Raw genomic sequence first — 24,442 nt, forward strand, 5'->3', positions numbered from 1 at the left:
GGCAAGGTGATAAGGGTCAGCAGTCATCGGCCATGGCGAAATGGTCACCAGGGCCTGACACTGACCGGTCAGCAACGAGACAGGCAGAACCGAGTCAACAAGTCTTGACCGGTGCGCACGTCAACCGGCAAGGTCGGCGGTCCGCGCCCGGCGGTCACCACGGCTGCGATGAGCACACCCGCGACGCCGTTGGCGACCACCACCACGGCAGCCGCGAACGCTGGTGTGTCCGACTGCGGCATCACCGCGCCGGCATGTAGCGGAGGGCACGGTGGCGCCGAGTCGTCGGTGAGATGTGCGTGACCGATGTTCACCGCGAATTCGCTACCCACAGCCGTCGACAGCGGGTGGCTCGGATGCGCCGGTTGGCGATCCAACTGCGGCAGCCAGCATTGAGCGGCTACCGCGGCGACGACCACGACCAGGACGATCGCGATCCACGCGAACCGCGTCCACACCGCCTGCCGAAGGTTCACGTCGGCCACTATATACCCCCAGTGGGTATCACGTAAAGTGCGGTATTGCGGCTTGCGCGGCGGTCGATGTCCTAGCAGGGTAGTAGCGCGGGCCCGAATCAACGAAGACGAGGAGCTGTCCATGCCGCTACAGCCAACGAGCGGTCATCCCCTGGGCGGAGTTCAGCTCAGCAGGCGCGGCTTTATCGGCGCCGGAATCGCCAGTGGGTTGGCGCTCGCCGGTTGCGGCCACTCACAGACACACTCGGCAGACGAGACTGCCATGGCTGCCGCAATCGACGCGGCCGAGCGGGCCCGGCCGCACAGCGGTCGAACCGTAACGGCCAGCCTGGTCCCTCAGCAGGTGGAGATCGACCTCGGCGGGCCGATCGCCCGTACGCTGGCCTACGGAAATACGGTCCCGGGACCGCTGATCCGGGCCGCCGTCGGCGATGAGATTGTGGTCGCGGTGGACAATCGGCTCGACCGCCCGACGTCTGTGCACTGGCACGGCATCGCGCTGCGCAACGACATGGACGGCGTCGTGCCCGCCACCCCGAACATCGAGGCCGGCCACGACTTCACCTACCGATTCTCCGTCCCTGATCCGGGCACCTACTGGGCTCATCCGCACGTCGGCCTCGAGGAGGACATGGGGCTCTATCTGCCGGTCATTATTGACGATCCGACCGAGCCGGGGCGCTACGACGCGGAATGGATTGTGGTGCTTGATGATTGGACCGACGGCGTCGGCCAGAGTCCGCAACAGATTTACGACGCCCTGGTCGACCCGAACAAGCCCACCGCAATGCCCATGCCCACGACGACCCAGCCGACCCCGCCAACCACGACGAGCACGACAAGTACGACGAGCACGACGAGCACGACCGAGACGCCGCCGCCATCCCCGACGCCGGGCATGCCGGGCGGCGACGTGGCGAGCAGCGAGCTGCTCGGTGGCGACGCGGGCGACGTCGCCTACCCCTACTATCTGATCAACGGCCGTATCCCCGCGGCCCCCACGACCTTCAATGCCAAACCGGGACAGCGAATCCGGATCCGGATCATCAATGCCGCCGCCGACACCGCGTTCCGTGTCGCGCTGGCCGGACATTCGATGACGGTCACCCACACCGACGGTTACCCGGTCCTTCCGACACCGGTCGACGCACTGCTGATCGGCATGGGCGAACGTTACGACGTCATCGTGACGGCGGCATCGGGTGTCTTCCCGCTCGTCGCACTGGCCGAAGGCAAGAACGCTGTGGCCCGCTCGCTGCTGTCCACCGGCGCGGGCAGCGCGCCCGATCCGCAGTTTCGGCCGGCGGAACTCACCAAGAGGGTTGGCACCATCGAGATGTTCACCGCCACAACGTCGGCCAATCTGGGCCGGCCCGAGCCCGGCCTCGAACTTCCTGTCGTATTGGGCGGCACCATGGCCAAATATGACTGGACGATCAACGGTGAGCCCTACAGCAGGACCAAGCCGCTGCAGGTGCACCAGGGCCAGCGCCAACTTCTGGTGTTCGACAACACCACCATGATGTGGCACCCCATGCACCTGCATGGCCACACCTATCAGATCATCAGGGCCGACGGTTCCCTCGGCGCCCGCAAGGACACCGTGATCGTCCTGCCCAAGCAGAAGGTCCAGGCAGTGCTCGTCGCAGATAATCCGGGTACCTGGGTGATGCACTGCCACAACATGTATCACCTGGCGGCCGGCATGATGACGCGCCTGGATTACGTCTTCTGACCGCTGAAGAAGTTCAGCAGGAGTTCGTTGACCGCCGCGGATTGCTCGATTTGCGGACAGTGGCCCGCGTCGTCGATCACCACCGCGCGTCCATCCCCGACCTGCTCGGCGAGCTGCGCGGCCCACCCGGCGGGCAGCAGCTTGTCGTCGCGACCTTCGACGACGAGTGTGGGCACCGCGATGCGCTCATACCGGCGCACACTCGACGGGTTAGCGGCCGGCTCAGCGCCGGGGCGACGAAAACGCGCCGCCGCCAAGGCTTCCCACGCTCCCGGAGCGATGCTCGACTGGTAGCGGCGCCGCACATAGTCCTCGTCGGCCGGATAGCGGGCGTTGTGGAATAGCGCCTCGACGATGCGGCGCATGCCCGGCAGCGTGGCGTCGTAACGCTGCAGGGCGTCGAAGTGCCGGTTCTGCTGAATCTGTCCCCCGCCGCAGATGATCGCCATGCTTCGGACCGGCAGCCGGGGTGCATCCGAGGTGGTGTCGGTCAGCAGCATGATGGCGCCCATGGAATTACCGGCGAAGTGCGCGGAGTCGACGCCGACAACGTCGCAGAACCGTGCCACGTGCCGGATGCGCATCCCGCGGCCGTCGACGAAGTCCACGACCTTGGCCGACTGCCCGAACCCGAGCAGGTCGGGCGCCAGCACCCGGTAGCGTGCGGCTAGCGCGACGATGGTGTGCTCCCAGCCCAATTCGGCGCTGGCCCCGAATTCGCCGCCGTGCAGCAACACCACCGGGTCACCCGCGCCCGACTCCAGATAACTGGTGACCAGACCGTCGACCACCTCGGTGCGGCGGTGTATCGGCATCACTTGATCGCGATGGGATTCACCGGCGAGCCCACCGCGCCAATGAATCTCAGCGGCGGCGCGATCAGCTGAAACTCGTAGACGCCGTCGGTGGCGCAGTCGGCTGCCAGCGCCGTGAGGTCCCAATATTCGCCCAGCATCAACCCCATGTCACGCAGGCACAGCAGATGAAACGGCAAGAACAGGCCTTCGACTCCCGAAATAGGGTCTTCCACCTGGATATTGTCCGAGGCCACCGCGGCGACCTCGTGATCGTGCAGCCACTGGGCGCAGCGCCAGTCCAGCCCGGAGTACCGCTCGGTCTTGCTGCCGGTCATCAGAAACCGTGCCCACCAACCGGTTCGGATCAGCACGATGTCGCCGCGGCCGACCGTGACTCCTTGGGCACGGACGACGTCGTCCAGTTCCTCCGGAGTGATCGGGTTGCCATGCTCGAGAAAGACTTCCGCGCCGCGATGACGCACCAGGTCCAGTAGCACACCACGCGAGGTGATGCCCTTGACGTCGACCTTGTCGATGCCGCAATGGAAGGCCCCCAGACTGGTCACCGAACCGGCCGGGAAGCCGTTGTAGAGCTGGTCGTCGTAGTAGACGTGCGACAGCGCATCCCACTGGGTGGCCGCCTGCAACGGCATGATGACCATGTCGTCGTTGAACCGGAACGGATTGTCGACCAGGTAGTTGCCCATCTGTTCGGCCGTCGGATTCTGTGCCCATCCCGGCCCGTACCTGCCCAGGGTGTTCGCATCGCCACCGTCCACGGTCATCACGTGTATCGGGTTGTGCCGGAACCCGAAAGCACCCTGCGGGCCCGACGACCCGAAATCCACGCCGAGCGGAAACACCTTCCCGTGCCGGACCAGGCTGGCGGCGTGCCGGACGGTGTCGGCGGTGATGAAGTTCAGCGTCCCGAGTTCGTCCGTATCACCCCACCGGCCCCAGTTGCTGAGATCGCTTGCCACCCGCCTGAATTCGGTTAGGCTGGCCATGACGCCCGTCCCTTCTCGAGTTCACCCGCGATTGCGGCGCCCAGGTTTCCGCCGTCCACCCAGACGACCTGACCCGAAATATAACTGGCGGCACAGCTATTTAAGAACAGCAGCACCGCGGCCTGTTCGGCCGGATCGGCCACCCGGCCCAGTGGCTTGGCGATGTCGTCGAAGAATTCCGGGCCGTAGGCACGCCTCAGCTGCTCGAGCATCGGTGTCTCGGTCACCGCGGGCCCGGTGCAGTTGATCCGGATACCGCGCGCACCGAGATCGGCCGTACGCCGCATGGTGTAGAGGATGACTGCTTCCTTGGACAATGGGTAGCCGCTGCCCACCGCCTCGGGGTGGCAATCGCACCATTCGATGCCTTCGTGCATCGTTGTGGTATTCAGCAGCGGAGCCACTAACCAGCGATGTTCCCGGTAGGCCGCCGCGGCAAGTGATGACACGCTGACAATCGACGCACCCGCGGCCATCGTCGGGATCAGTGCCTCGGTGAGATGGCGCAGCCCAAGGAAATTGATGGTGACCACCAGTAGCGGGTCGCCGATCCCCGAGGAGACGCCGGCGACGTTGAACAGCGTGTCGACGCGTCCGCCGAGAGCCGCGACGATCCGATCGATGGAATCCGGATCGGCGAGGTCAACCTCGTGGAATTCGTTGATCTCATAACCCGGTCGCTGTTTGTCCAAGCCGACCACGTGCGCGCCAAGTTCGCTGAGTTGATGTACCACCTGCGCGCCGATGCCCGAGGAACATCCGGTCACCACCGCACGGCGGCCGTCGTAGCGCCACAGGTCGTTCAGCCCCAACGCCTACCCAACTTCCGGTGTCATGGACGCGGCTCCGTTGCGCGGCGCGCCGCCAACACGCGGCCCTCGTTGATCTCCGCCATGGCTTCGGGAATCTCGCTGGCCGTGAACTTACCGCCGCGCCCGGTCGGCAGGCCGCCGAACGAGTAACTCTCGTCGAATTGCGGTGCGCCGAAGGGTCGTGTTTCCGGCCGGCGTGCCTCGATTCGCTCGATGACGGGAGCCAGCCTGGCGGCCTTGTCCGCGACCGCCTTGGCGTCGCGTTCGATGAACTCCGGCAGCACCTCGGAGCCCATGATTTCGATGGACTCCATGGTGCCCTCATGACTTCGCGGGTTGAGCAGCAGGATGATCTCGTCCACACCACTCTCCTCGTAGCCGCGCAGGAACTCACGCACAGTAGCCGGCGACCCGATGGCGCCGCGTCCCGGCCCGTAGGCCAGCATCGGATCCTTCTGCACCTCTTCGAGATAGCGGGTCCACACACCCGTGCGCCCGGGTGTGTGCACACCGGTCATGTAGTAGTGCATGATGCCGAACGAGAAGAAGCCGCCGCCCTGCCCGAGGCGCAGCAGCGCCTCGTCGTCTGTGCGCGCCACCATCATCGACAGGTCACCGCCGATGGCCAGGATGTTCGGGTTGATCCGCGGCGTCACCGCGATGCCGTTCTCCTCGAATTCCTTGTAGTAGCCGTTTACCCGCTCGGTCAGCGGACCCGGGCCGGTGTAGGCGAAACTCAGTGCGCCGATGCACTTCTGAGCGGCCATCTGGACGGTGGCGGGCCGGGTGCAGGCGACCCACACCGGCGGGTGCGGCTTTTGCATCGGCTTGGGAATGACGTTGCGGGCCGGCATCTGGATATGCTCGCCCTGGAAACCGGTGAACGGTTCCTCGATCATGCACCGAATCGCGACCTCGAGAGCCTCCTCCCATTGGGCCCGCTTGTCGGCGGGATCGATGTTGAATCCCCCCAGTTCGCCCACCGAGGATGATTCGCCGGTGCCGAACTCGACCCGCCCGTTGGACAGCAGGTCCAGGGTGGCGATGCGTTCGGCCACCCGCGCCGGGTGGTTGACCGCGGGCGGCAGGTGCATGATGCCGAATCCCAACCGGATGTTCTTGGTCCGCTGGCTGGCCGCGGCCAGAAATATTTCGGGTGCGGTGGAGTGACAATATTCCTCGAGAAAGTGGTGCTCGGTGAGCCAGACGGTGGAAAAGCCTGCCTTGTCGGCAGCCTCGACCTCGTCGAGGCAATCCTGCAGCAGGATGCGCTCGTCGTCGGCGGCCCAGGGACGTGGTAGAGCGAATTCGTAGAACAACGAGATTTTCATGCTTACCTCCTATGAGCATTACGTGCTTGTGCCGCCACGTGTTTTGCCGCGACATAGCCAAAAGCCATGGCGGGTCCGATGGTCGCCCCGGCACCGGCATAGCTGCGGCCCATCACCGGTGCGGAGGTGTTGCCCACCGCGTAGAGTCCACGAACCACGGTGTCGTCGCGGCGCAGCACCCGCGCGTGTTCATCGGTGCGCAGGCCTCCCGACGTGCCGAGGTCGCCGAGAACGATGCGGAACGCGTAGTAGGGCGGATCACCCAGCGGGTACAGGTTGGGGTTGGGCAGCGTCGGGTCGCCGTAGTAGTTGTCGTAGGCGCTGTCGCCGCAGTGAAAGTCGTCGTCGTGGCCGTTGCGGGCGAGTTCGTTGAAACGTGCTGCCGTTGCCCGGAGTTGGGCGCCCGGGACGCCGATCTTGGCTGCCAGCTCCTCCCAGGTCCGCGCGGCTTTGACGACGCCGGTCTCCAGCCACGCCGCGGGGACCTTCCGCCCGGTGGGTACCGGCGCTCCGGGAATTTTCGGTATCGGCAGATGCCCGGCGATGACGTAGCGGTTCCAGGACCGGTGATCGGTGACGAGCCAGCACGGGATGTGGGTGACCCCGGATTTCTGGCCCTCGATCATGGCGTGACCGAAGTCCATGTAGGGCGCGGCCTCGTTGATGAAACGCTTGCCGTCGGCGTTGACGATGAACTGCGACGGCATCATCCGCTCGTTGAGCATGAATTGCATTCGGCCGTCCGGCCATTGCATGGCCGGAAACCACCAGGCTTCGTCGAGCAGGTCGGTGGCCGCACCCAGCCGCTGGCCGGCCCGGATCCCGTCGCCGGTGGCCGCGGGATTGCCGAAGCTCCAGTCCCGGTCCACGATCGGTTGGTGTTGCTTACGCCAGGCCAGGTCGTGGTCGAATCCTCCGCAAGCCAAAACCACCGCGTGCCGCGCGCCTATCCGTGCCGGTACGCCGGCTCTGTCCACCAGCGCACCGATCACTGATCCGTCGGTGTCGGTGAGCAATTCGGTCATCGGCGAGTCCAGCCACAGCGCAACGTCGCGCTCCTTCATCGCCAGTCGCAGCCGCGCTGCCAATGACTGGCCGATCGCCGCGATCCGCTCACCGAGCATCCTGGCCCTGACCATGCGGGCTATCAGCTTCAGCAGCACCACCTTACCGCTCCACGATAGGCGAATCCGGTAGAACGACCGCAATTCGTTTGGCCCCAGCCAGATTCCCTTCGGCGCCAGCGACAGCGGCGCGAGTAGCTTCTCCTCATCGACGCCCAACGAGCGCAGATCGATCGGCGGCACGTTGATGGTGCTGCCCAGCTCGGAGCCGCCGGGTAAGTCCGGGTAGTAGTCGGAGTAGCCGGGCTTCCAGACGAATTCCAGCCACGGTGAGAGCCCTTCCAGGAACTGCAGCATCTTCGGGGCCGACTCAACGTACTGGCGTATCCGCGCCGCACTGACCAGGCCGTCGGTAACCCGGCGCAGGTATTCGATCACATCGGCGGGTGCCGGGGTGTAGCCCGCTCGGCGCTGCGCCGGTGCGCCGGGTACCCAGATACCGCCACCGGACAAGGCGGTGGAACCGCCGAAGTGTCGGGACTTTTCCACCACCAGCGTTTGTAGGCCGGCCGCATCGGCGGCCAGTGCGGCCGTCATACCTCCCGCGCCGGACCCCACCACGAGCACGTCGACCACGTGGTCGAACCCATCGCCGCCGGTATAGGTCATGGGCTCGGCGCCGCCGTCCTGATGGCGAACGCGGTGATCAGGTCGGGAGCCTGTTTGTAGTAGCGCAGTGCGGTCCGGTACGGTCCCGCGGTCGCCAGGGCAGCGAAAGCGGCTATCCACGTGCGGATTTCATGCGCGGAGCCACCGCCCTCGTGCATCACGAACGAGTTCGACCACTGATCCAGGTCGTCCAGGTGTCCCCCGTCGACGATCTCCAGGAATCGCTGATCCCAGGCCGGGTTGAGGGGCCGCAGGTTGCTGTCTCCCGCGGCGAAGTTCTTGGCGGCGTCGATCACCGCCGTCTGCCGGGCTTGTCGTTGCTCGGAACTCATCGGCTTACCGTGCACGATCCGCTCCAGACCGGCCGGGCCGGGGTTGTCCAGCGTGGGCACCGGCGGGCTGTGCGACAGCCCACCCGACCCGATCACCAGCACCCGCTTGTCCAGTGAGGCAAGGAATTCGCCCACCGCGGTACCCAGTGCCCGGCAACGGCGCAGTGGTCCCAGCGGCGTGGCGATCGCATTGATGAAGATCGGAATCACCGGGCGCGACGTCGCCGTGCCGAAAAGCTTCTCCAGCGGCTGGACCGTTCCGTGATCGACGTCCATGCTGGCCGAGACGGCGATGTCGACGTCGGCGCTGAGCACGGCGTTGGCGCACTGCCGCGCGATCTGCTCGGGAATGTCGAGTGGGCCGGCGTAACTGTCGTAGTCGCCGACTCCGTTGGCGCGCAAGCCGATACAGAATGACGGCATCACCTTGTAGAAGAATCCGTTGTAGTGGTCGGGCGAGAAGATGACCACCAGCTCGGGATCGTACTCGCCGGCGAATTCCCGTGCCTTTCCGATCGCGGCATTGACATCGTCAAGCAGGTCCCGCGGCGGCCCCGGTAGATTCAGCAGCGGGCTGTGGGATATACAGCACAGAGCCAGTGGCACTTTGGAAATCACCGCCTCTCGGATTCAGGGTGAGGGCCTTGACTAGTGATGCGCTCAACTCGGGAGCGAGTTGGGCGATACACGCGCCGGCGATACACCGGTCGGGACGCAGGAACACCACCGACTCGTCGTGGGCGTCGAACCAGGACTTGAGGTCTCCGGTGTGGTCACCGACCACCACGACATCGGGATCGTCGTGTCCGGTCCAGTGCAGTTGCACCTGCGGACGCGCGGCGACGAACCGGGCACCCAACGCCTGCCATGTCGCAAATGCGTTCTCGCCAAGGATCTTCCGTGGGTTGTTGTTCCAGCACAATACGGCGAACCAGGCGCCCAGCACGTCGTCCAGCAAGACGTTGCGGCAGCTGCGGGTGGTGACCCGGGGTTGGACGAACAAGGTGCCCACCGGGGACCCCGGCTTGCGCGGCTCGGCGTGCACCACTGCGCCGCGCTCGTAGCGCGGCATTGGCTTGAACCGCATCTCGAGCACATAGCGCTTGAGCGACGGCACAATTGAGGCGGCACGCACGATCAGGTCCCGGCCGGCCGCGATCCGGCGGTCGGTCGGCGAGATCACCCTGCCCACCATGGTGGACAGGTCGATCATCGCCCGGGCGTGTTTGCGGCGTTCCATGTCGTAGGTATCGAGCAGACACTCGCCGGCCTGCCCGGTGACCACCGCGGCAAGCTTCCATCCCAGGTTCGCCGCGTCGCGGATGCCGCTGTTGTAGCCCTGCCCCTGCCATACCGGCATGAGGTGTGCGGCGTCACCGGCCAGCAGCAGGCGACCACTCCGGAAGGCCCCGGCGATTCGCGAGTGATGGGTGTAGACGCGCCGGCGGATCACCTCGACCCGTTCGGGGTATGGGACCACCCGTGCCAGCATCCGGGTCAAGAACACCGGATCCTCCGCCTGCTCGTCGGATTCGTCGGCGTGGATCATGAACTCGAACCGGCGGATCCCGTGTGCGATGGAGATCGAGGCGTACGGGCGCTCCGGATCGGCGCCGACCTCGCTGTTGGGGTGGCCGAGTGGGTCATTGGCGATATCGACGACCAGCCACCGGGTGGGCGAGGTGGTGCCGTCGAACGACACACCCATTGTCCGGCGGATGATGCTGCGGCCACCGTCGCAGCCGACGACATAGCCGGCGCGCACCCGCGACACGCCGCCCTCGCCACCGCACTCGACCGTCACCGTGTCGCCGGTTTGCGCGCAGGAGATCACCGGACGGTTCCACCACACTTCGACGTGGTCGAATCTGTCCAGCCCCCCCAACAATTCGGCATCGACCAGCGGCTGCACGAAACCGTTGCGTCTGGGCCAGCCGAAACGCGCGTCGGCCGGTGCGATTTCGGCCAGTATCCGGCGCTTGGCGTCGACGAACCGCAGAATCTGGTTGGGCACCGTGTGCGGGAGGATCTGGTCGACCAGGCCGATCGACTGAAAGGTGCGCAACGCCTCGTCGTCCAGTCCGACCCCGCGGGGATAGTCGATCAGGCTGCCTCGCTCCTCGGCCACCAGCGTGCGAATACCTTGCAGCCCAAGGATATTTGCCAACGTCAGCCCGACCGGACCGGCGCCGACCAGCAACACGGCTACCTCGTTTCCGCTGCCGGTCATCAGCGGCCCAGCAGGAAGTCGAGGTGCAGGCGATTGAACGTCTTGGCGTCCTCGTACTGGGGCCAGTGGCCACAGCCCGACATCACCTCGAAGCGCGCGCCGGGAATCATCGACGCGATCCGGGTGCCCTCCGACACGTCGGCCGTCGGGTCGTGGGTTGTCCAGAGCACCAGCGTCGGCGCGGTGATGGCCCCGTACTCGTCGGGACCCAGCAGGTTGCGGGCCCGGATCTGCGGATCCTGCAAAGCCATGATGTCGCGCATGGCCGCGACGAACCCGGGCTGACGGTAGATGCGCTGTCGGGCGGCGACCAGGTCGTCGTAGCGCTTGGATTTGTCGGCCATCAGCCACTTGATCCGCGCCTGCACGGTCTCCCAGGTCGGGTTCTCCGCGGCTGCCATGGATAGCGCGACGATGCGCGCCATGACTTCCGGGTCGGCCTGCGAGCCGCCGGCGGTGTTGAGCACCAGGCGGTCGACGACGTCCGGGTGGTCGATGGCGGCCCGGGCGGCCACCCAGCCACCCAGCGATTCACCGCTTAGCTTGATGCGGTCGGCCCCGATGCTGCGCACCACCGCGATCAGGTGCTCGACGTAGTGCCGGATTTCGAGTGGATGCCCCGGTTTGTCGGTGTAGCCGTGACCCAGCATGTCGATCGACCAGGTCCAGAAATGTTCGCCGTGCGCCCCCAGGTTGCGGACGTAGGCCTCGGCGTGACCGCCGGACCCGTGCAACAGCACCAGCACCGGCTTGCCGGGATCGCCGGCGCGCAGATAGCGCGTCCGGATCCCCGCGGCGTTGAGGTAACCCTGCTCGAACGGCACACCCTGCAGATCGCTCCACACGCTCTCGAACTCCGCCACGGCTCCTTCCCGGATGGAAGTCTGGTTCTCGGTTACGGATACGGATTGTGCTATTATCGCACACTAATGTGCGCTATATATAGAGCTTTGCTCTCGTCCGGGGCCCTGTCAAGACTGTGACCGGCTCGCAGACCCTGGCCAGGGGGCTGACTGCGCTGCAACTGGTGGCGGGTTCACCCAACGGGCTCACCATGCAGCAGGTGGCCGACCAGGTTGGCGTACACCGGACCATCGCCTACCGACTGCTGGCCACGCTGACCCAGTTCCGGCTGATCTCCAAGGGCGAAGACGGGCGCTATCGGCCGGCGGCGGGCCTGGCCGTCCTCGGCTCGTCCTTCGACCACAACCTGCGCCAGCTGAGTCTGCCGACGCTGCGAGCGTTGGCCGACGAACTGGGAACCACCGTGTCATTGCTGGTCGCCGAGGGCGACGAGCAAGTGGCGATCGCGGTCATCGTGCCGACCCAGGTCGCCTACCAGCTCGCATTCCACGAGGGCAGCAGGTATCCGCTGGACCGCGGCGCCGCCGGAATAGCCCTGCTGGCGGGCATGCGGCCGCGTCCGGGTGAACGAGACCTGGTCGTCGCCACCCGGGAGCGTGGCTGGGTCATGACCTACGGGGAGATCGAACCCAATACCTACGGCCTGGCCGTGCCCGTGCGCCGCGTCGCGCCGTCCCCGCCGACCTGCATCAACCTCATCTCCCACCGCGAAGACGTGGTGCTCCGGGGAAAGGACGCAGTCATCAAGGCCGCCGAGCAGTTGTCCACGCTGCTGAGCTGAAGGGATACCGGGCATGCAGTGGGATCAGGAATTCGATGTCGTCGTGCTGGGCAGCGGCGGCGCCGGGCTCACCGCCGCATTAACCGCGGCGGTCGCCGGCGCATCGGTAGCGGTGTTCGAGAAGGCGCCGACCATCGGCGGGACCACCGCCGTCTCGGGCGGCATCGCCTGGATTCCGGCTCATCACCGCTGTCCCGACCGCGAGCTGACGGTGGCTGACGCCCTGCGATACCTGCGCGCGCAATCCTGGGGATCGATGGACGACGCCTTGGTGGAAACGTTCGTGCGCACCGGCCCGGCCATGCTCGACTTCGTCGAGAAACACAGCGGCCTGCGCTTCGAGGTCGCCGCCGGATTTCCGGATTACCGGCCCGAGCTGCCCGGAGGACAGCCCGCCGGCGGGCGCTCCCTCAGCGCGGGGCCGTTCGATCTCGACCGAATCGGCAACTGGGCCGGGCGGATCACCTCATTCCCTGCCGATTGGTCCAACGTCGGTTTCGACGCCGAGACCCGGGCCCGGTTGCATGCCGGCGTCGACGCCGGGCCGGGCAACGTGTGCGTGGCCGGCACCGCCCTGATCGCCGGGCTGTTGCAGGGCCTGCTGGACACCGGAGTACAACCGTGCCCGAATGCGCCCGCCGAGGAATTGATCGCCGACGGCTCAACCGTCACCGGAGTGCGAATCACGCGCCACGAACACAGCATCAGCGTTGGGGCCCGTCGCGGGGTCATCCTGGCTACGGGCGGGTTCGAATGGGATCCGGTTCTGGTGCGGGCGTTCCTGCGCGGACCCATGCACGGCGCGGTCTCGCCGCCCAACAACGCCGGTGACGGACTGCGCATGGCGATGGCGCGCGGCGCCGAGCTGGCGAACATGGGTGAAGCGTGGTGGGTTCCGATCGTGCAAATCCCCGGCGACACCATCGGCGGCAGGCAACGCAGCCGCAGCGTGCGCCTGGAGCGCACCCGCCCGCGCAGCATCATCGTCAACCGGGCGGGGCGGCGGTTCGTCAACGAGGCATGCGATTACAACTCGATGGCCGGCGCCTTCCACTACCTCGATCCTCGAGACGGCTACGTCAACGATCGCGGCTGGATCGTGTTCGACTCGATTCACCTGCAGCGCTACGGGTTTCTGGGTGTCGCTCCCGCGCAACCGGTTCCCGGCTGGTTCTGCGAGTCGGCCGACCTGGCCGAATTGGGCGCCAAGGCCGGCATCGACGTCGACGGGCTGACGGGCACCATCGAGCGGTGGAACCGCAATGTCGCGGCCGGCGGCGACCCCGACTTCGGCCGCGGTTCCAGTGCCTACGACGGCTATTGGGGCGATCAGAGCGCCACCACGCTTGCCGGCAAGACCCTTGGCCCGATCGACACCGGCCCCTACTATGCGGTACCGATCTGGGTGGGTGCGATGGGCACCAAGGGCGGACCGCGCACCGACCGCGACGGACGCGTGCTCCACGTCAGCGGCAACCCCATAACCGGTCTGTTCGCCGCGGGCAACACGATGGCCGGAGTCACCGGCCGAGCCTACGGCGGCGCGGGCGGAACCATCGGCCCCGCAATGGTTTTCGGGTATCGCGCCGGATTCGCTGCCGCTACCGGCGCATCCGTCGACCCGCGGTAGCGGTCGTTTCAGGACTTCAGCGGGACCTCCACGCAGACGTGGGTGCCCGCCGGGGTGTCCAGGAAGACGAAAGTCCCGCCGGCGGCGTCGACCCGGGCCCGATGCGAGGCCAGGCCGATATGTCCCTCGCCGAGGCGACGCGCCATGGTGTCGCCGCTGATTCCCACCCCGTCGTCGGCGACATCCAAAACGCAGATGCCGTCGGTGATTCCGAGGGTGACCGACGCGGTGCGGGCCCGGGAATGACGCACCACGTTCGACAGCAGCTCGCGGGCCACGCCGAACATGATCGGGTCGATCTCGTTGCGCACCGGATAGTCGATGTCGGTGCTGACCTTGATGCCCGAACGCTGCGCGGTGGAGGCGGCCAGCTGTTCGACCGCCGCGCCGAGGCCAACCTGTTCCAGGACGGCCGGATGCAGCTCAAAGGTGGCCTGCCGCAGACGTTCCGACGCGCTCTGCAGACCGGCCAAAGCCCGGTTGACGCGCTCGTCGTCGGGCGCAGCCGTCTTTAACTCGATAAGCTCCTGACGGGCGGCCAGCACATCTTGCAGCGGCCCGTCGTGAATGGACTCCGAGATCCGGCGCTGCAATACCTCGGATGCGGTCATGGTTTGCGCCAGCAGCTCCTCACGCAACGCGCTCAGACCCGCGACCGAGCGGGCGTGGCGCTCCTCGATTCGAACGACGATCAATGCGGTGGCACACAGAAAGGCATAGAGAACGAATCGGAATATCGCCTCCGGCCATCCGATCGCCCGCACCATCGCCGGATCCTGGACCACCGCGAGGGCAAATCCGATGAGCGTGAAGGCCAGCACCACCGCCGCCCGCCGCGACGACACGTCCAAGCCCACCAGCACCGGCAGCAAGGTCATGATCAGCAACGGGTAGATCCCGTCGGTGGACAGCAACTGAAAACCGGTCAACGCGAATACGTCGACAGCGGTGAACGCAAAGGGCTCGTATCTGGCCATCCGGACGAATCGGCGCAATAAAACGACGCGTCGGGACGGCGAATACGCCAAGGCCAGGGCCCACAGCGCGGCCAACGCGTAGGCGACGATCAAGGCACATTGCTGCGGCCATTCCGCGTGGTTGGTGCCGACCAGCATGGCGGTGACCATCAGCAGCACAACTCCGATTCGAAGCACCGAAGCGATTCGGTAGGAGCGCATCTGGTGCAGCATGCGCACCCGTTTCAATTCTGCGTCGCTGGTCTCTACCACAAGAACACCGTAGTCATGACCGGAGATGCGATTGAGTGTTGCGCGGCAATATCGCCGATCCGCCAGAGCAAACTGCCGAGCAGGCCCGCGAGTTGTCCGGGAATTGCCGACAGATGGTCGCGGCGAAGGGCTACACTCATCGCCATGGTCGGCCGACACGGACATGACCCGGACATGACCCGGACATGACAGGGAATTGACGCGGACATGACGGCGCCCGAAAAAGTCCGCGTGGTGGTCGGCGATGACCACCCGCTGTTTCGTGAGGGTGTGGTGCGCGCGCTTTCCTTGAGCGGCTCGGTCAACGTGGTCGGTGAGGCCGATGATGGCACGACTGCGCTGGAGTTGATCAAGGCCGAGCTGCCCGACGTTGCCCTGCTCGACTACCGGATGCCGGGAATGGACGGCGCCCAGGTGGCGGCCGCGGTGCGCAGCTACGACTTGCCGACCCGCGTGCTGCTGATTTCGGCGCACGACGAATCGGCGATCGTCTACCAGGCATTGCAGCAGGGCGCCGCCGGATTTCTGCTGAAGGATTCGACACGCACCGAGATCGTCAAAGCCGTACTCGATTGCGCTAAGGGACGCGACGTCGTCGCGCCCTCCTTGGTCGGCGGCCTTGCCGGCGAGATCCGCCAGCGTGCGGCCCCGACGGCTCCGGTGCTCAGCGCCCGCGAGCGAGAGGTGCTCAATCGCATTGCCCGCGGCCAGAGCATTCCCGCGATCGCCGGCGAACTGTATGTGGCGCCGTCCACGGTCAAGACTCATGTGCAGCGGCTCTACGAAAAGCTCGGTGTCAGCGACCGTGCGGCCGCAGTCGCCGAAGCGATGAGGCAGGGGCTGCTCGACTGACTGCCGCTCGACTGACTGCCTCTGGGCCAGCAATCGCGTGCCGCAATCAAGATTTCAGCGGTACTTCCACGCGGACGTGGGTGCCCGCCCGGGTATCCAGAAAAATGAATATGCCCTGCGCGGCGTCGACCCGCGTCCGATGCGAGGCCAGGCCGATATGTCCCTCGCCGAGGCGACGCGCCATGGTGTCGCCGCTGATTCCCACCCCGTCGTCGGCGACATCCAAAACGCAGATGCCGTCGCTGATCCCGAGGGTGACCGACGCGGTGCGGGCCCGGGAATGACGCACCACGTTCGACAGCAGCTCGCGGGCCACGCCGAACATGATCGGGTCGATCTCGTTGCGCACCGGATAGTCGATGTCGGTGCTGACCTTGATGCCCGAACGCTGCGCGGTGGAGGCGGCCAGCTGTTCGACCGCCGCGCCGAGGCCAACCTGTTCCAGGACGGCCGGATGCAGCTCAAAGGTGGCCTGCCGCAGACGTTCTGAGGCGCTCTGCAGAGCGGCCAGCGCTCGATCCACCCGCTCGTCGCCTGGCCATGCGATCTGCAGCTCGACGAGTTCCTGACGCGCGGCCAGCACATCTTGCAGCGGCCCGTCATGAATGGACTCCGAGATCCGGCGCTGCAACTCCTCAGAGGCCGTCATGGTCTGAGCCAGCAGCTCCTCGCGCAACGCGCTCAACCCGGCCACCGAGCGAATATGGCGCTCCTCGATGCGCACCACCACCAACGCGGTGGCGCACAGAAATGCATACAGCGAGAAGAGAAAACCGGTATGCGGCCAGCCTCTCGGGCCGAGGAGCACGCCGTCGTGAACCCCGGCCAGCACGAACCCGAGCAGGCTGAACGCCAGCACCGTCATGGCTCGCCGTGACGAGATATCGACGCCCGCCAGCACCGGCAGCAACGTCATGATCAGCAGTGGATACACGCCGTGGGCAGACAGCAGCTGGAAGCCGGTCAACGCCACGATGTCGACGGCGGTGAACACCAGAGGTTCCCACCGGCGCACGCCCGACGATTCCCCCGCTCCGAGCTGTCGTCGCGCCGGAGAAAAGGCCAATGCCAGGGCACACACGGCGGCAACGCCATACAAAGCGACCACGCCAGTTTGCTGGGCCCATTCGCGCTCTGGGGTGCCGACGATCATCGCGGCAATCAGGAACACCAGGACCCCGATGCGAAGTACCGAGACGATCCGGTACGAGCGCAGCTGATGCAGGTTTCGTACCCGCTCCAGCTCCACGTCGCTGGTGATTGCCACGGGAACACCGTACTCACGGCGGCGTGTCACCGCCGGGTGCGGAGCCGGCCGGTCCCTCCGGGCCGGCTTCACCCGCGGACTGCTCAGTAGCATTTGCGGCCCTGGTTGCGCGGCGCCCCATCGATGTCGGCCCCGGCCAAAACACGTGCCAGGGGTGCGCACAGTGCCGTGCCGAGCAGGCCGGCGGTCACGGTGGTGGCGACCATCAGCAGTCGCCCGCCGTGTGCGAGACTCCAGGAAGCCAGAATTGGCGCCGTCACCGCCGCGGCCGCCGTCATCGACCAAACACCTTGGTAACGGCCATTGCTGGCGGGCGCAGTGATCCAGTGGGCGATGCCGGCGCTGACCACGAACCAGACGATCTCACCCGGTGAGCACGCCGCCGCGGCCGCACTGACACCGGCCGTGAGGAACGCGTGCACCCATGCCGTCACCTCGACGCGGGTTGATGACCCGGCTGCTCGTGGCCGGTGACGTGCCGTGTGCGGCAAAGTGGCGCCGCCTCAGGGTGACTCAGTGCCGGGACTGAAGCTGACCGGCGCAGCGCGCGGGCCAGCGGCAGACACAGCGCGGCGCCGGTCAGCCCGACCGCCACGGTGACGATCGCCACCAGGCGATGACCGCCATGAATCAGGCTGTAGGAGGCGATGATTGGAGCTACCACTGAAGCGATAGCCAGCGTCATGGACCAGATGCCATGGTAACGGCCGCCATTGGCGGGCGGAGCGATTCGGTGCACGATGCCGGCGGCGATCACGAACCAGGCGATCTCGCCCGGGGTGCAGACCGCCGTGGCGACCGTGAAGCCGAGGGTGGTGTGTGCGAGCGCGGCGCCCGACATGCTCACCGCCGTCCACACGCCGGCGACGGCCAGGATGTCGAGCCTCGGACGAAGGCGGGCCGCCGCTTTTCGGCCCAGCCACGGTGTCATCACCGGGGTCAGGCCAATCCCGGCAACGGCATTGGCCAGTTGCGCCCAGCCGAATTCGCCTGCGCTCAGACCGCTGTCGGCCATCAGCATGGGTACCGCGGCATAGAGACCACGGACCGCCGTCAGTGTCGCGAGGCTGGACCCGAGCAGCAGGACCAGCCGGGCATCCGAAAATGCTCCGCGGTAACCGATGTGAGCCGTCTGAGCAACCGGCTCGCTGACCGCCGGGGACCGGCGATGCTCCCTGGCCGGGATGCAGCAGGCCGCCAGCAGCGCCAGCATCGCGCACGCAATGGCATTGATCCAGAACAGCACGGGCACACCCGACCAGCCGGCGAGCAGACCGCCCACACCTCCGGTGATCGCACGGCCGATGCTGACGATCCAGCCGAAGCGCCAGGCGTCGATCTTCGCCCGCCGCGCGGGATCGGGCACCATCTCGGCGATCGCGGCGCCCAACACTGGACGCGGCGCGTCGTAGACCACGCCGGTGACCAGAGCGCCGATCAGCAATGCGGGCACGCTGCGGGCCTGGGCCATCAGCACCAGCACCGTGGCGGCCACCAGCATGGTGGACGCCAGCGTCGCGCGCGGGCCGGTGCGGTCCACCAACCAGCCACATGCCAGTTGACCCACCGCCCAACCGACCCCGAAGGCGGCCAGGACCGCGCCGACAGCGCCGGCGGCGTGCCCTCGCCCGGCGACGTGAAAGGCCATGAACGGATAGGCGAACCCGGCCGCGCGCACCACCAGGTTGCCGCCCAACAGCAGCCAAATGACGCGCGGCAGCCCGTGCCGGCAGGACGAGTGGGATGAGGTGTTCGGATCAGACATCCGGCGACCCAGGCCGGGGCCGGCACGGGCACATCGGCGCGGATGACTGGCGGCCAGCGTTCGCAGCCGCAGCAAAGCAGTAGCGAGATCGACGTCCGGACCAGAGGTCAGCACCGGTTGGCTGCCGGCGATGGCCGCGGTTTTCGTCACCAATTGAACGGTAGAGATGATCGCGTTGCGACGACTCCGCCGATCGGGCGAAAAACCGCCGCGATCTCGGTCCACCGATCGGAGGACATGGTCCGGATGGATGGGAATGGATAAAAACGGATCAGGCTGCGCTGCCCAGACCCGCCAGCGGCGCGTATTTACCCGAGTCGCTATCCGACTATCCGATCATCAGTTGCGGCAGCACCCGAAGCGGCTCGATGCCGTCCTGCGCGGCATTGCCGGCCGCGGCCGCCCGTTCGGACGCGCCAGCCAGCGGCAACCCACCCAGCAGATCGGGGGCCGCGCCGGAGACGAGCGAGGAAGCGCCGTTGGAGACGGCGCCCGGCAACGCCGCGATTGATCTCGGGCGGCAGCGCCCCGTACACCATCGCTGCGGAATCGGTCCTTAGCGGGCTGCGATCGCGTTGGCCGCCTCGGTCGCCGCATAGGAACCGCCGCTGGCTCCGAGGGTGGTCACAAAGAGTTCGTGAATCGCCGCGGCCTGTGCGCTGACCGCTTGATAGAGAGAGCCGTGGGCAGCGAAGTGAGCCGCGGTCAACGCCGACACCTCGTCTGCGGCCGCCGGTACGACGCCGGTGATGGGAGCTATCGCGGCCGCATTACTCGCGTTCATGGCGCTACCGATCGACTGCAGGTTCCCCGCTGCCGAGATCAGCGCCTCGGGTTCATTGGTCACGAAAGACATGACACAACAGTGCCGTGGTTCCCCTCCGATGTCTGTCGGGCGAGCGGGCACTTTGCCGGCGGAATCATGCTGTCCACCGATCGACGGAGTTGGTGTCCTCCGGCCGGCGCGATCGGCCGCGCTTGGGTCAGGGTTTCAGTTCGGTCGCGGGTGCGGGGACAGCAACCGCTCGGCAGCCGTATACGGATCGTCGCGGCCGTCGGCCACCGACTCGGCGAGCCGATCGAGGTCCGCGCGGGCCCGCAGCCGGGTGTGTGCCAACGACAGGATCAGTGCGCGGGCGCGGGCGAGCCGGCGGTCGCGGCTGTCGCTGCGATGATGTGCGTCGATGGCGGCCACCAACTCCGCAACGCCATCACCGCGCGCGGCCGCGAGTTTGACGATGGGAGCATCGGTTTCGGCCCGCAGATCCCGCACGGTCTGCTCGGCGCCGTCTCGGTCGGCCTTGTTGACCGCCACAATGTCGGCGACCTCGAGCAGACCCGCTTTGGCGGCCTGCACCGCATCACCCGTGCCGGGGTTGAGGATGACGACGGTCGGGTCGGCGACGGCGGCAATCTCGATCTCCGACTGGCCCACCCCGACGGTTTCCAACAGGACGACGTCGTAGCAGATGGCTTGCAGCAGCCGGATGGCGGCGGGAACGGCGGCGGCCAGACCGCCGAGGTGGCCGCGACTGGCCACCGAGCGGATCAGTACGTCGGAGTCGTCGACGTGTGCGGTCATCCGGATCCGATCGCCGAGCAGCGCACCCCCACTGAACGGCGACGACGGGTCCACGGCCAATACCCCCACTCGGCAGCCGCGCTCCCGGTAGGCGCCGACCAGCGCCGCGATCGTCGTCGACTTTCCGGCGCCCGGCGGCCCGGTGATGCCGACGACGCGGATCTGCGACACCGACGCAGCATTGATGGCGGCCAGTACCTCGTCGCGTCGGTCTCCCTCGACGAGGCTTAGCAGCCGACCTGTCGCGCGGGGAGATCCGTTGCGCGCCCGGGCAATCAGATCGGCAATGTCCATGGGCGTTACGGCTCGCTATGGCTCGTTATGGCTCGCTATGCCGCCGCAACCTCGATGACCGTTGCCGAGCCCATGCCGCCGCCGGCACACATCGCCGCGATGCCGATACCGCCGCCGCGGCGGCGTAGTTCGTGCACCAGCGTCGTCAACATCCTGGCACCGGTGGCCGCCACGGGATGGCCCAGCGAGCAGCCGCTGCCGCTGACGTTGACCCGGTCCGGGTCGAGGTCGAGCATTTTCACGGTGGCCACACACATCGACGCGAATGCTTCGTTGATTTCGAACAGGTCCACGTCGGAGATCGAAAGTCCAGCGCGGGCAACGACTTTCGGGATCACCTCGACGGGCGCCAAGCCGGTGGCCGCCGGGTCCACCCCGACGGATGCCCAGGACACGATGCGGGCCAGCGCGGGAAGTCCCAACCGGTCACTCAGCCGGTCGCTCGCGATGGTCAGCACGGCGGCGCCGTCGTTGGCGCCGCAGGCATTACCGGCGGTGATCGAGAAGCCCGCTATCTCGGGATGCAACGGCTTGAGCGCGGCCAGCTTCGCCATGGTGGTGTCGCGCCGTGGATGTTCGTCGACCGAGAACAGCCCGTGCGGCGTCTCGATGGCCACAATCTCTTCCTTGAACCGGCCTTCGTCGATCGCGGCGATCGCGTTGCGGTGTGACCGCAGCGCCCACGCGTCCATCTCCTCGCGGCTGATGCCCGCTTTGACCGCGGCGTTCCACCCCACCGTTATGGACATGTCCAGGTTGGGCGCGTCGGTCCGGTCGGGGTGGGTCGGCGGGAACCAGTCGACCCATTCGCCGTCGATCTGCATCCGAGACCGCGGCGACGTGGACGCCGAGTTCACTCCGCCGGCGATGACGAGCTGATCCATTCCCGCGCGCACACCGGCCGCAGCGCTCTGCACGGCCGCCTGCCCGGCCGCACAGTGCCGATTGTTCGCCAGGCCGGGCACGTGGCTCAGGCCGGCGGTGATGGCCGCGTGCCGGGCGATCACGCCGCCGCCGTAGAGACCCTCGCCCAGGATCACGTCGTCGACCAGTGCCGGGTCGAGACCGGCGGCGGCTTCGCTGACCACGTGATGGGCCAGATCGAATGCGCTGGTGTCGCGCAGGGTTCCTTTGCGGGCAGTGCCGATGGGCGTACGCAGGGCGGACACGATGACGGCTTCTGGCACAGTCTTCTCCATCCACAGATTGGCGAGAACACTATTCTCTCATTCTGAGAGTGCGAGTTGCAAGAAGGACGGATGCCGCGACCTGGGGATAGGCATTGTCCCCGGCGACATTCGCTAGTTCACTATGGAACCGACCCCGGGCTGCGCAACGCCGGCAACACCCACCACCCCTGCACACAGGAGCAAGCAAATGCCCCCTGATGAAGTACGCCCGCCAAGCACCGCCGACGTCGTGTTAACGCCGATCCTGACGGTCCTGGTGCCGCTGGGGGCGATCGGCTCCTACTTGGGCACCTACGCCTTCAACAATGCGGCCCGCTGCTCGTACAAAGTCTCGCCCGAAGGGACCTGCAACCCGGACCTCTTGGCCACGGGCGGTGTAGTCACCCTCGCCGGAATCCTGGTCGGTGTCGTCGTCGCCATCGCCGGGCTCATCGTGGCGCGCCGCAGGGCCACTGCGAGGTGGACTTGGCCCGCGCTGGGTCTCGCGATTGTCATCGTGACCTATCTGGCCGGGCTGGCAATGGCGTTCGGATCCTCGCTGGGCGGCCCCGCGACCTTCGGCTAATGACTGTCGACCGCGCGGACCACACAAGTACCCGAAATGACTCGGAAAAGCACACCGGCAATGGCTGCGGAGGGCGACTGGAACCTGCGACCGACGCCAGCCAAGACCGGCGGAGCGTACGATGCCAAGCAACCGATTTAGGAGAAACCCTATGTTGACGAAAGTACTGGTTGGCGCGGCCATCGTCCTCGGCGCCGCCGTCGGGGCGGCAGCGCCCGCCATGGCCGACCCCGCCACGGACCCCACCGATGGCATCGGCTCCGTCGCACTCAACTGTGCCGACGACACTGCTTGCCCGCCCGACAGTCTCGGCAATGCACCGACTGCGAACCCGCAACAGCTAACCACGGCGATCAAGAACGGTTTTTCTGGTCCGAGCGATTTCTCTGATCTTCACGCGGACCGAGGCCAGCAGTAATCTGCCACCTTAAGGCTTATGATGCCGCCGCCTCGAGTTGCTCCTCCAAACCCGGCGGTCCGTAGTAATGCGCCGAGACTTTGATGAAGTTGACCGCATTTTGGACGGTGAAATTCACATTCGAATTATCCTTGATGAGCCTGTTGGCTATGGCTGTGATCCCCTTCATCGTGGGGTGCTGGGTCAGGTAGTCAGCGGTGCCATGACCGATCCTGATCGCCGCCCCAGGGTCCGTAAACGGGACACCGCGCTTTCTCAGGTCATCGAGGAAGTACTGATCGCAGGTTGCTAAGTCGAAACCACGGCTTTCGCATGCAGTGCCCTCGGCCCGTGCCAGCGGGGGCGTCATCGACGACACCGAGAGAAATGATGCCAGGACTACAAACACCGCACGCGGAATCATGGTGAAGGTCTTCACAGGTCCACCCCCATACCGTTGCTCGACGAGCAAACTCCCATTCCCGGGTCTTTCTCTCGGACTCGACTTGTACAGTCGGATCGACCTTCCGCTTGAGCAAGATCGGTGTCAAGTCGGAATCACCGCCGGTGCAAGCTGGAGTCGGCCCACGCCGGCGGGCGGCGGACCTGCGCAATACAGCCTTCGTCGGGGCCGGTGGTTGGCTGGTGGCATGACTCGACCAGAGGCGACAATCGCGGTCCCGGGCGGAAACGTGTGGTTCAAGCGGGTCGGCGGCGGACCTGGTCTTCCGCTGCTGGTGGTGCACGGCGGCCCGGGTCTGCCGCACTACTACTTGACCTCGCTAGAACGTCTGGCAACCGAGCGCGAAGTCATCTTCTGGGATCAGCTCGGCTGCGGGAACTCCGACTGCCCGCCGAATCCGGATCTGTGGACGATGCAACGCTCGGTGGCCGAAATGGATGACGTGGTAACCGCGCTGGGCCTCAATGACTTTCACATCTTCGGCAACTCCTGGGGCGGGATGCTCGCCCAGCAGTATGTCCTTGACGTGCCGTCCGGTGCCGTCAGCCTGATCATCTCGAACAGCACCGCGTCCATACCACAGTTCGCCGACCACGTGATCCGACTGAAGTCAACGTTGGACCCGGCGACCCAAGCCGCCATCGACCGCCACGAAGCCGCCGGCACCACGCATTCCGCCGAATACCAGGCCGCGATCACCACCTGGAACGAGACGTATCTGTGCCGCACCCGACCCTGGCCCGTCGAACTCTACGAAGCATTCCGCAACATGGGCGCCGAGATTTTCGAAACGATGTTCGGCCCCAGCGACTTTCACATTGTCGGCACCATCCGATCCTGGGACATTGTCGATCGGTTGGCTGAGATCAGCTTGCCAACGCTGCTGATCGCCGGCAGGTATGACGAATGTTCGCCGGAACACATGCGCGACATGCACCACCGTATCGCCGGCTCGCGGTTCGAGCTCTTCGAGCGAAGTGCTCACCTGCCCTTCATCGAAGAACCGGACCGGTTCGACGCGCTGCTGCGGGACTTCCTGCGGGAACATGACCGTGGCGGCCCCGTGCGGGCGTAACGCCGCGGCCGAAACCGGCCCGAAATGTCGCCGCG

General features: G+C 66.4%; 24 protein-coding genes and 1 pseudogene. 7 read left to right on the forward strand and 18 right to left on the reverse strand.

Annotated elements, in window-relative coordinates:
• Window positions 1-68: 68 nt before the first annotated feature.
• Window positions 69-485, reverse strand: a complete 417-nt coding sequence (gene lpqS / locus B4U45_RS09905) for a putative copper homeostasis (lipo)protein LpqS (RefSeq protein WP_075546458.1) — start codon at window positions 483-485, stop codon at window positions 69-71.
• A gap of 112 nt (window positions 486-597) precedes the next feature.
• Here lpqS and B4U45_RS09910 point away from each other — a divergent pair, with 112 nt between their 5' ends.
• Window positions 598-2,211, forward strand: a complete 1,614-nt coding sequence (locus tag B4U45_RS09910) for a multicopper oxidase family protein (protein WP_075546457.1) — start codon at window positions 598-600, stop codon at window positions 2,209-2,211.
• On the opposite strand, the gene B4U45_RS09915 is transcribed toward B4U45_RS09910, so the two are convergent.
• From B4U45_RS09915 to B4U45_RS09950, 8 genes are read right to left on the reverse strand one after another with little or no spacing between them, the layout of a single operon-like run.
• Complete coding sequence (locus tag B4U45_RS09915) at window positions 2,199-3,026, reverse strand: alpha/beta fold hydrolase (protein WP_075546456.1); 828 nt, start codon at window positions 3,024-3,026, stop codon at window positions 2,199-2,201. The genes B4U45_RS09910 and B4U45_RS09915 overlap by 13 nt on opposite strands.
• Entirely contained in the window at window positions 3,026-4,015 is a 990-nt protein-coding gene (locus tag B4U45_RS09920) for a cyclase family protein (RefSeq protein ID WP_075546455.1), read from the reverse strand. Before B4U45_RS09920 ends, B4U45_RS09915 begins: the two co-directional genes overlap by 1 nt.
• On the reverse strand, window positions 4,003-4,827 hold the full coding sequence (locus B4U45_RS09925; RefSeq protein WP_075546454.1) for a coniferyl-alcohol dehydrogenase: 825 nt from the start codon (window positions 4,825-4,827) through the stop codon (window positions 4,003-4,005). Before B4U45_RS09925 ends, B4U45_RS09920 begins: the two co-directional genes overlap by 13 nt.
• A gap of 20 nt (window positions 4,828-4,847) precedes the next feature.
• Window positions 4,848-6,158 (reverse strand): LLM class flavin-dependent oxidoreductase, encoded by a 1,311-nt coding sequence (locus B4U45_RS09930; protein ID WP_075546453.1) that lies wholly within the window; start codon window positions 6,156-6,158, stop codon window positions 4,848-4,850.
• Window positions 6,159-6,160: 2 nt separating this feature from the next.
• Window positions 6,161-7,891, reverse strand: coding sequence for an FAD-binding protein (locus B4U45_RS09935; RefSeq protein WP_075546452.1), 1,731 nt, complete (start codon window positions 7,889-7,891; stop codon window positions 6,161-6,163).
• Entirely contained in the window at window positions 7,888-8,829 is a 942-nt protein-coding gene (locus B4U45_RS09940) for a 3-carboxyethylcatechol 2,3-dioxygenase (protein ID WP_445928335.1), read from the reverse strand. Before B4U45_RS09940 ends, B4U45_RS09935 begins: the two co-directional genes overlap by 4 nt.
• Window positions 8,756-10,453, reverse strand: a complete 1,698-nt coding sequence (locus B4U45_RS09945; RefSeq protein WP_075546451.1) for a bifunctional 3-(3-hydroxy-phenyl)propionate/3-hydroxycinnamic acid hydroxylase — start codon at window positions 10,451-10,453, stop codon at window positions 8,756-8,758. Before B4U45_RS09945 ends, B4U45_RS09940 begins: the two co-directional genes overlap by 74 nt.
• Window positions 10,453-11,316, reverse strand: coding sequence for an alpha/beta fold hydrolase (locus B4U45_RS09950; RefSeq protein ID WP_075546450.1), 864 nt, complete (start codon window positions 11,314-11,316; stop codon window positions 10,453-10,455). The genes B4U45_RS09945 and B4U45_RS09950 overlap by 1 nt, the downstream gene beginning before the upstream one ends.
• A gap of 116 nt (window positions 11,317-11,432) precedes the next feature.
• Between B4U45_RS09950 and B4U45_RS09955 the strand changes: the two genes are divergently transcribed.
• Window positions 11,433-12,098 carry an IclR family transcriptional regulator gene (locus B4U45_RS09955; protein ID WP_075546449.1) on the forward strand — a complete coding sequence of 222 codons (666 nt, stop codon included), beginning with the start codon at window positions 11,433-11,435 and terminating at the stop codon, window positions 12,096-12,098.
• Between the two features lie 13 nt (window positions 12,099-12,111).
• Window positions 12,112-13,728 carry an FAD-dependent oxidoreductase gene (locus B4U45_RS09960; protein WP_075546448.1) on the forward strand — a complete coding sequence of 539 codons (1,617 nt, stop codon included), beginning with the start codon at window positions 12,112-12,114 and terminating at the stop codon, window positions 13,726-13,728.
• A gap of 8 nt (window positions 13,729-13,736) precedes the next feature.
• Here B4U45_RS09960 and B4U45_RS09965 read toward each other — a convergent pair whose 3' ends face one another.
• The gene (locus tag B4U45_RS09965) at window positions 13,737-14,918 is read right to left on the reverse strand and encodes a sensor histidine kinase (protein WP_183155049.1); all 1,182 of its coding nucleotides are present in this window, start codon (window positions 14,916-14,918) and stop codon (window positions 13,737-13,739) included.
• A gap of 246 nt (window positions 14,919-15,164) precedes the next feature.
• Between B4U45_RS09965 and narL the strand changes: the two genes are divergently transcribed.
• Entirely contained in the window at window positions 15,165-15,809 is a 645-nt protein-coding gene (narL, locus tag B4U45_RS09970) for a two-component system response regulator NarL (protein ID WP_075546446.1), read from the forward strand.
• Between the two features lie 46 nt (window positions 15,810-15,855).
• Here the strand turns inward: narL and B4U45_RS09975 are convergent, their stop codons facing one another.
• The 7 genes and pseudogenes from B4U45_RS09975 to B4U45_RS10005 form a co-directional block, all read right to left on the reverse strand.
• Complete coding sequence (locus B4U45_RS09975) at window positions 15,856-17,076, reverse strand: sensor histidine kinase (protein ID WP_219859385.1); 1,221 nt, start codon at window positions 17,074-17,076, stop codon at window positions 15,856-15,858.
• An 83-nt stretch (window positions 17,077-17,159) separates the two neighbouring features.
• Window positions 17,160-17,483 (reverse strand): annotated as a pseudogene (locus B4U45_RS09980) (hypothetical protein); the annotation flags it as partial.
• Between the two features lie 23 nt (window positions 17,484-17,506).
• Window positions 17,507-18,841, reverse strand: coding sequence for an MFS transporter (locus tag B4U45_RS09985; RefSeq protein WP_082275342.1), 1,335 nt, complete (start codon window positions 18,839-18,841; stop codon window positions 17,507-17,509).
• 328 nt (window positions 18,842-19,169) lie between these two features.
• The gene (locus B4U45_RS09990) at window positions 19,170-19,340 is read right to left on the reverse strand and encodes a hypothetical protein (protein ID WP_158006325.1); all 171 of its coding nucleotides are present in this window, start codon (window positions 19,338-19,340) and stop codon (window positions 19,170-19,172) included.
• Window positions 19,341-19,397: 57 nt separating this feature from the next.
• Window positions 19,398-19,697, reverse strand: a complete 300-nt coding sequence (locus B4U45_RS09995; RefSeq protein ID WP_075546444.1) for a PE family protein — start codon at window positions 19,695-19,697, stop codon at window positions 19,398-19,400.
• A 135-nt stretch (window positions 19,698-19,832) separates the two neighbouring features.
• Window positions 19,833-20,717 (reverse strand): methylmalonyl Co-A mutase-associated GTPase MeaB, encoded by an 885-nt coding sequence (gene meaB / locus B4U45_RS10000; RefSeq protein ID WP_075546443.1) that lies wholly within the window; start codon window positions 20,715-20,717, stop codon window positions 19,833-19,835.
• A gap of 35 nt (window positions 20,718-20,752) precedes the next feature.
• Window positions 20,753-21,904 (reverse strand): thiolase family protein, encoded by a 1,152-nt coding sequence (locus B4U45_RS10005; protein ID WP_075546498.1) that lies wholly within the window; start codon window positions 21,902-21,904, stop codon window positions 20,753-20,755.
• A gap of 190 nt (window positions 21,905-22,094) precedes the next feature.
• On the opposite strand from B4U45_RS10005, the gene B4U45_RS10010 reads away from it, so the two are divergent.
• On the forward strand, window positions 22,095-22,472 hold the full coding sequence (locus tag B4U45_RS10010) for a hypothetical protein (RefSeq protein ID WP_131808274.1): 378 nt from the start codon (window positions 22,095-22,097) through the stop codon (window positions 22,470-22,472).
• 154 nt (window positions 22,473-22,626) lie between these two features.
• A complete protein-coding gene (locus B4U45_RS10015; protein WP_131808273.1) occupies window positions 22,627-22,890 on the forward strand; it encodes a hypothetical protein in 264 nt (87 codons plus the stop codon).
• Between the two features lie 16 nt (window positions 22,891-22,906).
• On the opposite strand, the gene B4U45_RS10020 is transcribed toward B4U45_RS10015, so the two are convergent.
• Window positions 22,907-23,308 (reverse strand): DUF732 domain-containing protein, encoded by a 402-nt coding sequence (locus B4U45_RS10020; RefSeq protein ID WP_075546440.1) that lies wholly within the window; start codon window positions 23,306-23,308, stop codon window positions 22,907-22,909.
• 211 nt (window positions 23,309-23,519) lie between these two features.
• Here B4U45_RS10020 and B4U45_RS10025 point away from each other — a divergent pair, with 211 nt between their 5' ends.
• Window positions 23,520-24,407, forward strand: coding sequence for a proline-specific peptidase family protein (locus B4U45_RS10025; protein WP_075546439.1), 888 nt, complete (start codon window positions 23,520-23,522; stop codon window positions 24,405-24,407).
• Window positions 24,408-24,442 lie beyond the last annotated feature (35 nt).

This window comes from Mycobacterium persicum (genome assembly GCF_002086915.1).
Lineage (GTDB): Bacteria > Actinomycetota > Actinomycetes > Mycobacteriales > Mycobacteriaceae > Mycobacterium > Mycobacterium persicum.

What these genes read in the sequence shown, in the direction of transcription:
- B4U45_RS09910 (WP_075546457.1), top strand. Translation starts at nt 598, where the DNA reads ATGCCGCTACAGCCAACGAGCGGTCATCCCCTGGGCGGAGTTCAGCTC.
- B4U45_RS09915 (WP_075546456.1), bottom strand. Translation starts at nt 3,026, where the DNA reads ATGCCGATACACCGCCGCACCGAGGTGGTCGACGGTCTGGTCACCAGT.
- B4U45_RS09920 (WP_075546455.1), bottom strand. Translation starts at nt 4,015, where the DNA reads ATGGCCAGCCTAACCGAATTCAGGCGGGTGGCAAGCGATCTCAGCAAC.
- B4U45_RS09930 (WP_075546453.1), bottom strand. Translation starts at nt 6,158, where the DNA reads ATGAAAATCTCGTTGTTCTACGAATTCGCTCTACCACGTCCCTGGGCC.
- B4U45_RS09935 (WP_075546452.1), bottom strand. Translation starts at nt 7,891, where the DNA reads ATGACCTATACCGGCGGCGATGGGTTCGACCACGTGGTCGACGTGCTC.
- B4U45_RS09945 (WP_075546451.1), bottom strand. Translation starts at nt 10,453, where the DNA reads ATGACCGGCAGCGGAAACGAGGTAGCCGTGTTGCTGGTCGGCGCCGGT.
- B4U45_RS09960 (WP_075546448.1), top strand. Translation starts at nt 12,112, where the DNA reads ATGCAGTGGGATCAGGAATTCGATGTCGTCGTGCTGGGCAGCGGCGGC.
- B4U45_RS09965 (WP_183155049.1), bottom strand. Translation starts at nt 14,918, where the DNA reads ATGCTGCACCAGATGCGCTCCTACCGAATCGCTTCGGTGCTTCGAATC.
- narL (WP_075546446.1), top strand. Translation starts at nt 15,165, where the DNA reads ATGACGGCGCCCGAAAAAGTCCGCGTGGTGGTCGGCGATGACCACCCG.
- B4U45_RS09985 (WP_082275342.1), bottom strand. Translation starts at nt 18,841, where the DNA reads ATGTCTGATCCGAACACCTCATCCCACTCGTCCTGCCGGCACGGGCTG.
- B4U45_RS09995 (WP_075546444.1), bottom strand. Translation starts at nt 19,697, where the DNA reads ATGTCTTTCGTGACCAATGAACCCGAGGCGCTGATCTCGGCAGCGGGG.
- meaB (WP_075546443.1), bottom strand. Translation starts at nt 20,717, where the DNA reads ATGGACATTGCCGATCTGATTGCCCGGGCGCGCAACGGATCTCCCCGC.
- B4U45_RS10010 (WP_131808274.1), top strand. Translation starts at nt 22,095, where the DNA reads ATGCCCCCTGATGAAGTACGCCCGCCAAGCACCGCCGACGTCGTGTTA.
- B4U45_RS10025 (WP_075546439.1), top strand. Translation starts at nt 23,520, where the DNA reads ATGACTCGACCAGAGGCGACAATCGCGGTCCCGGGCGGAAACGTGTGG.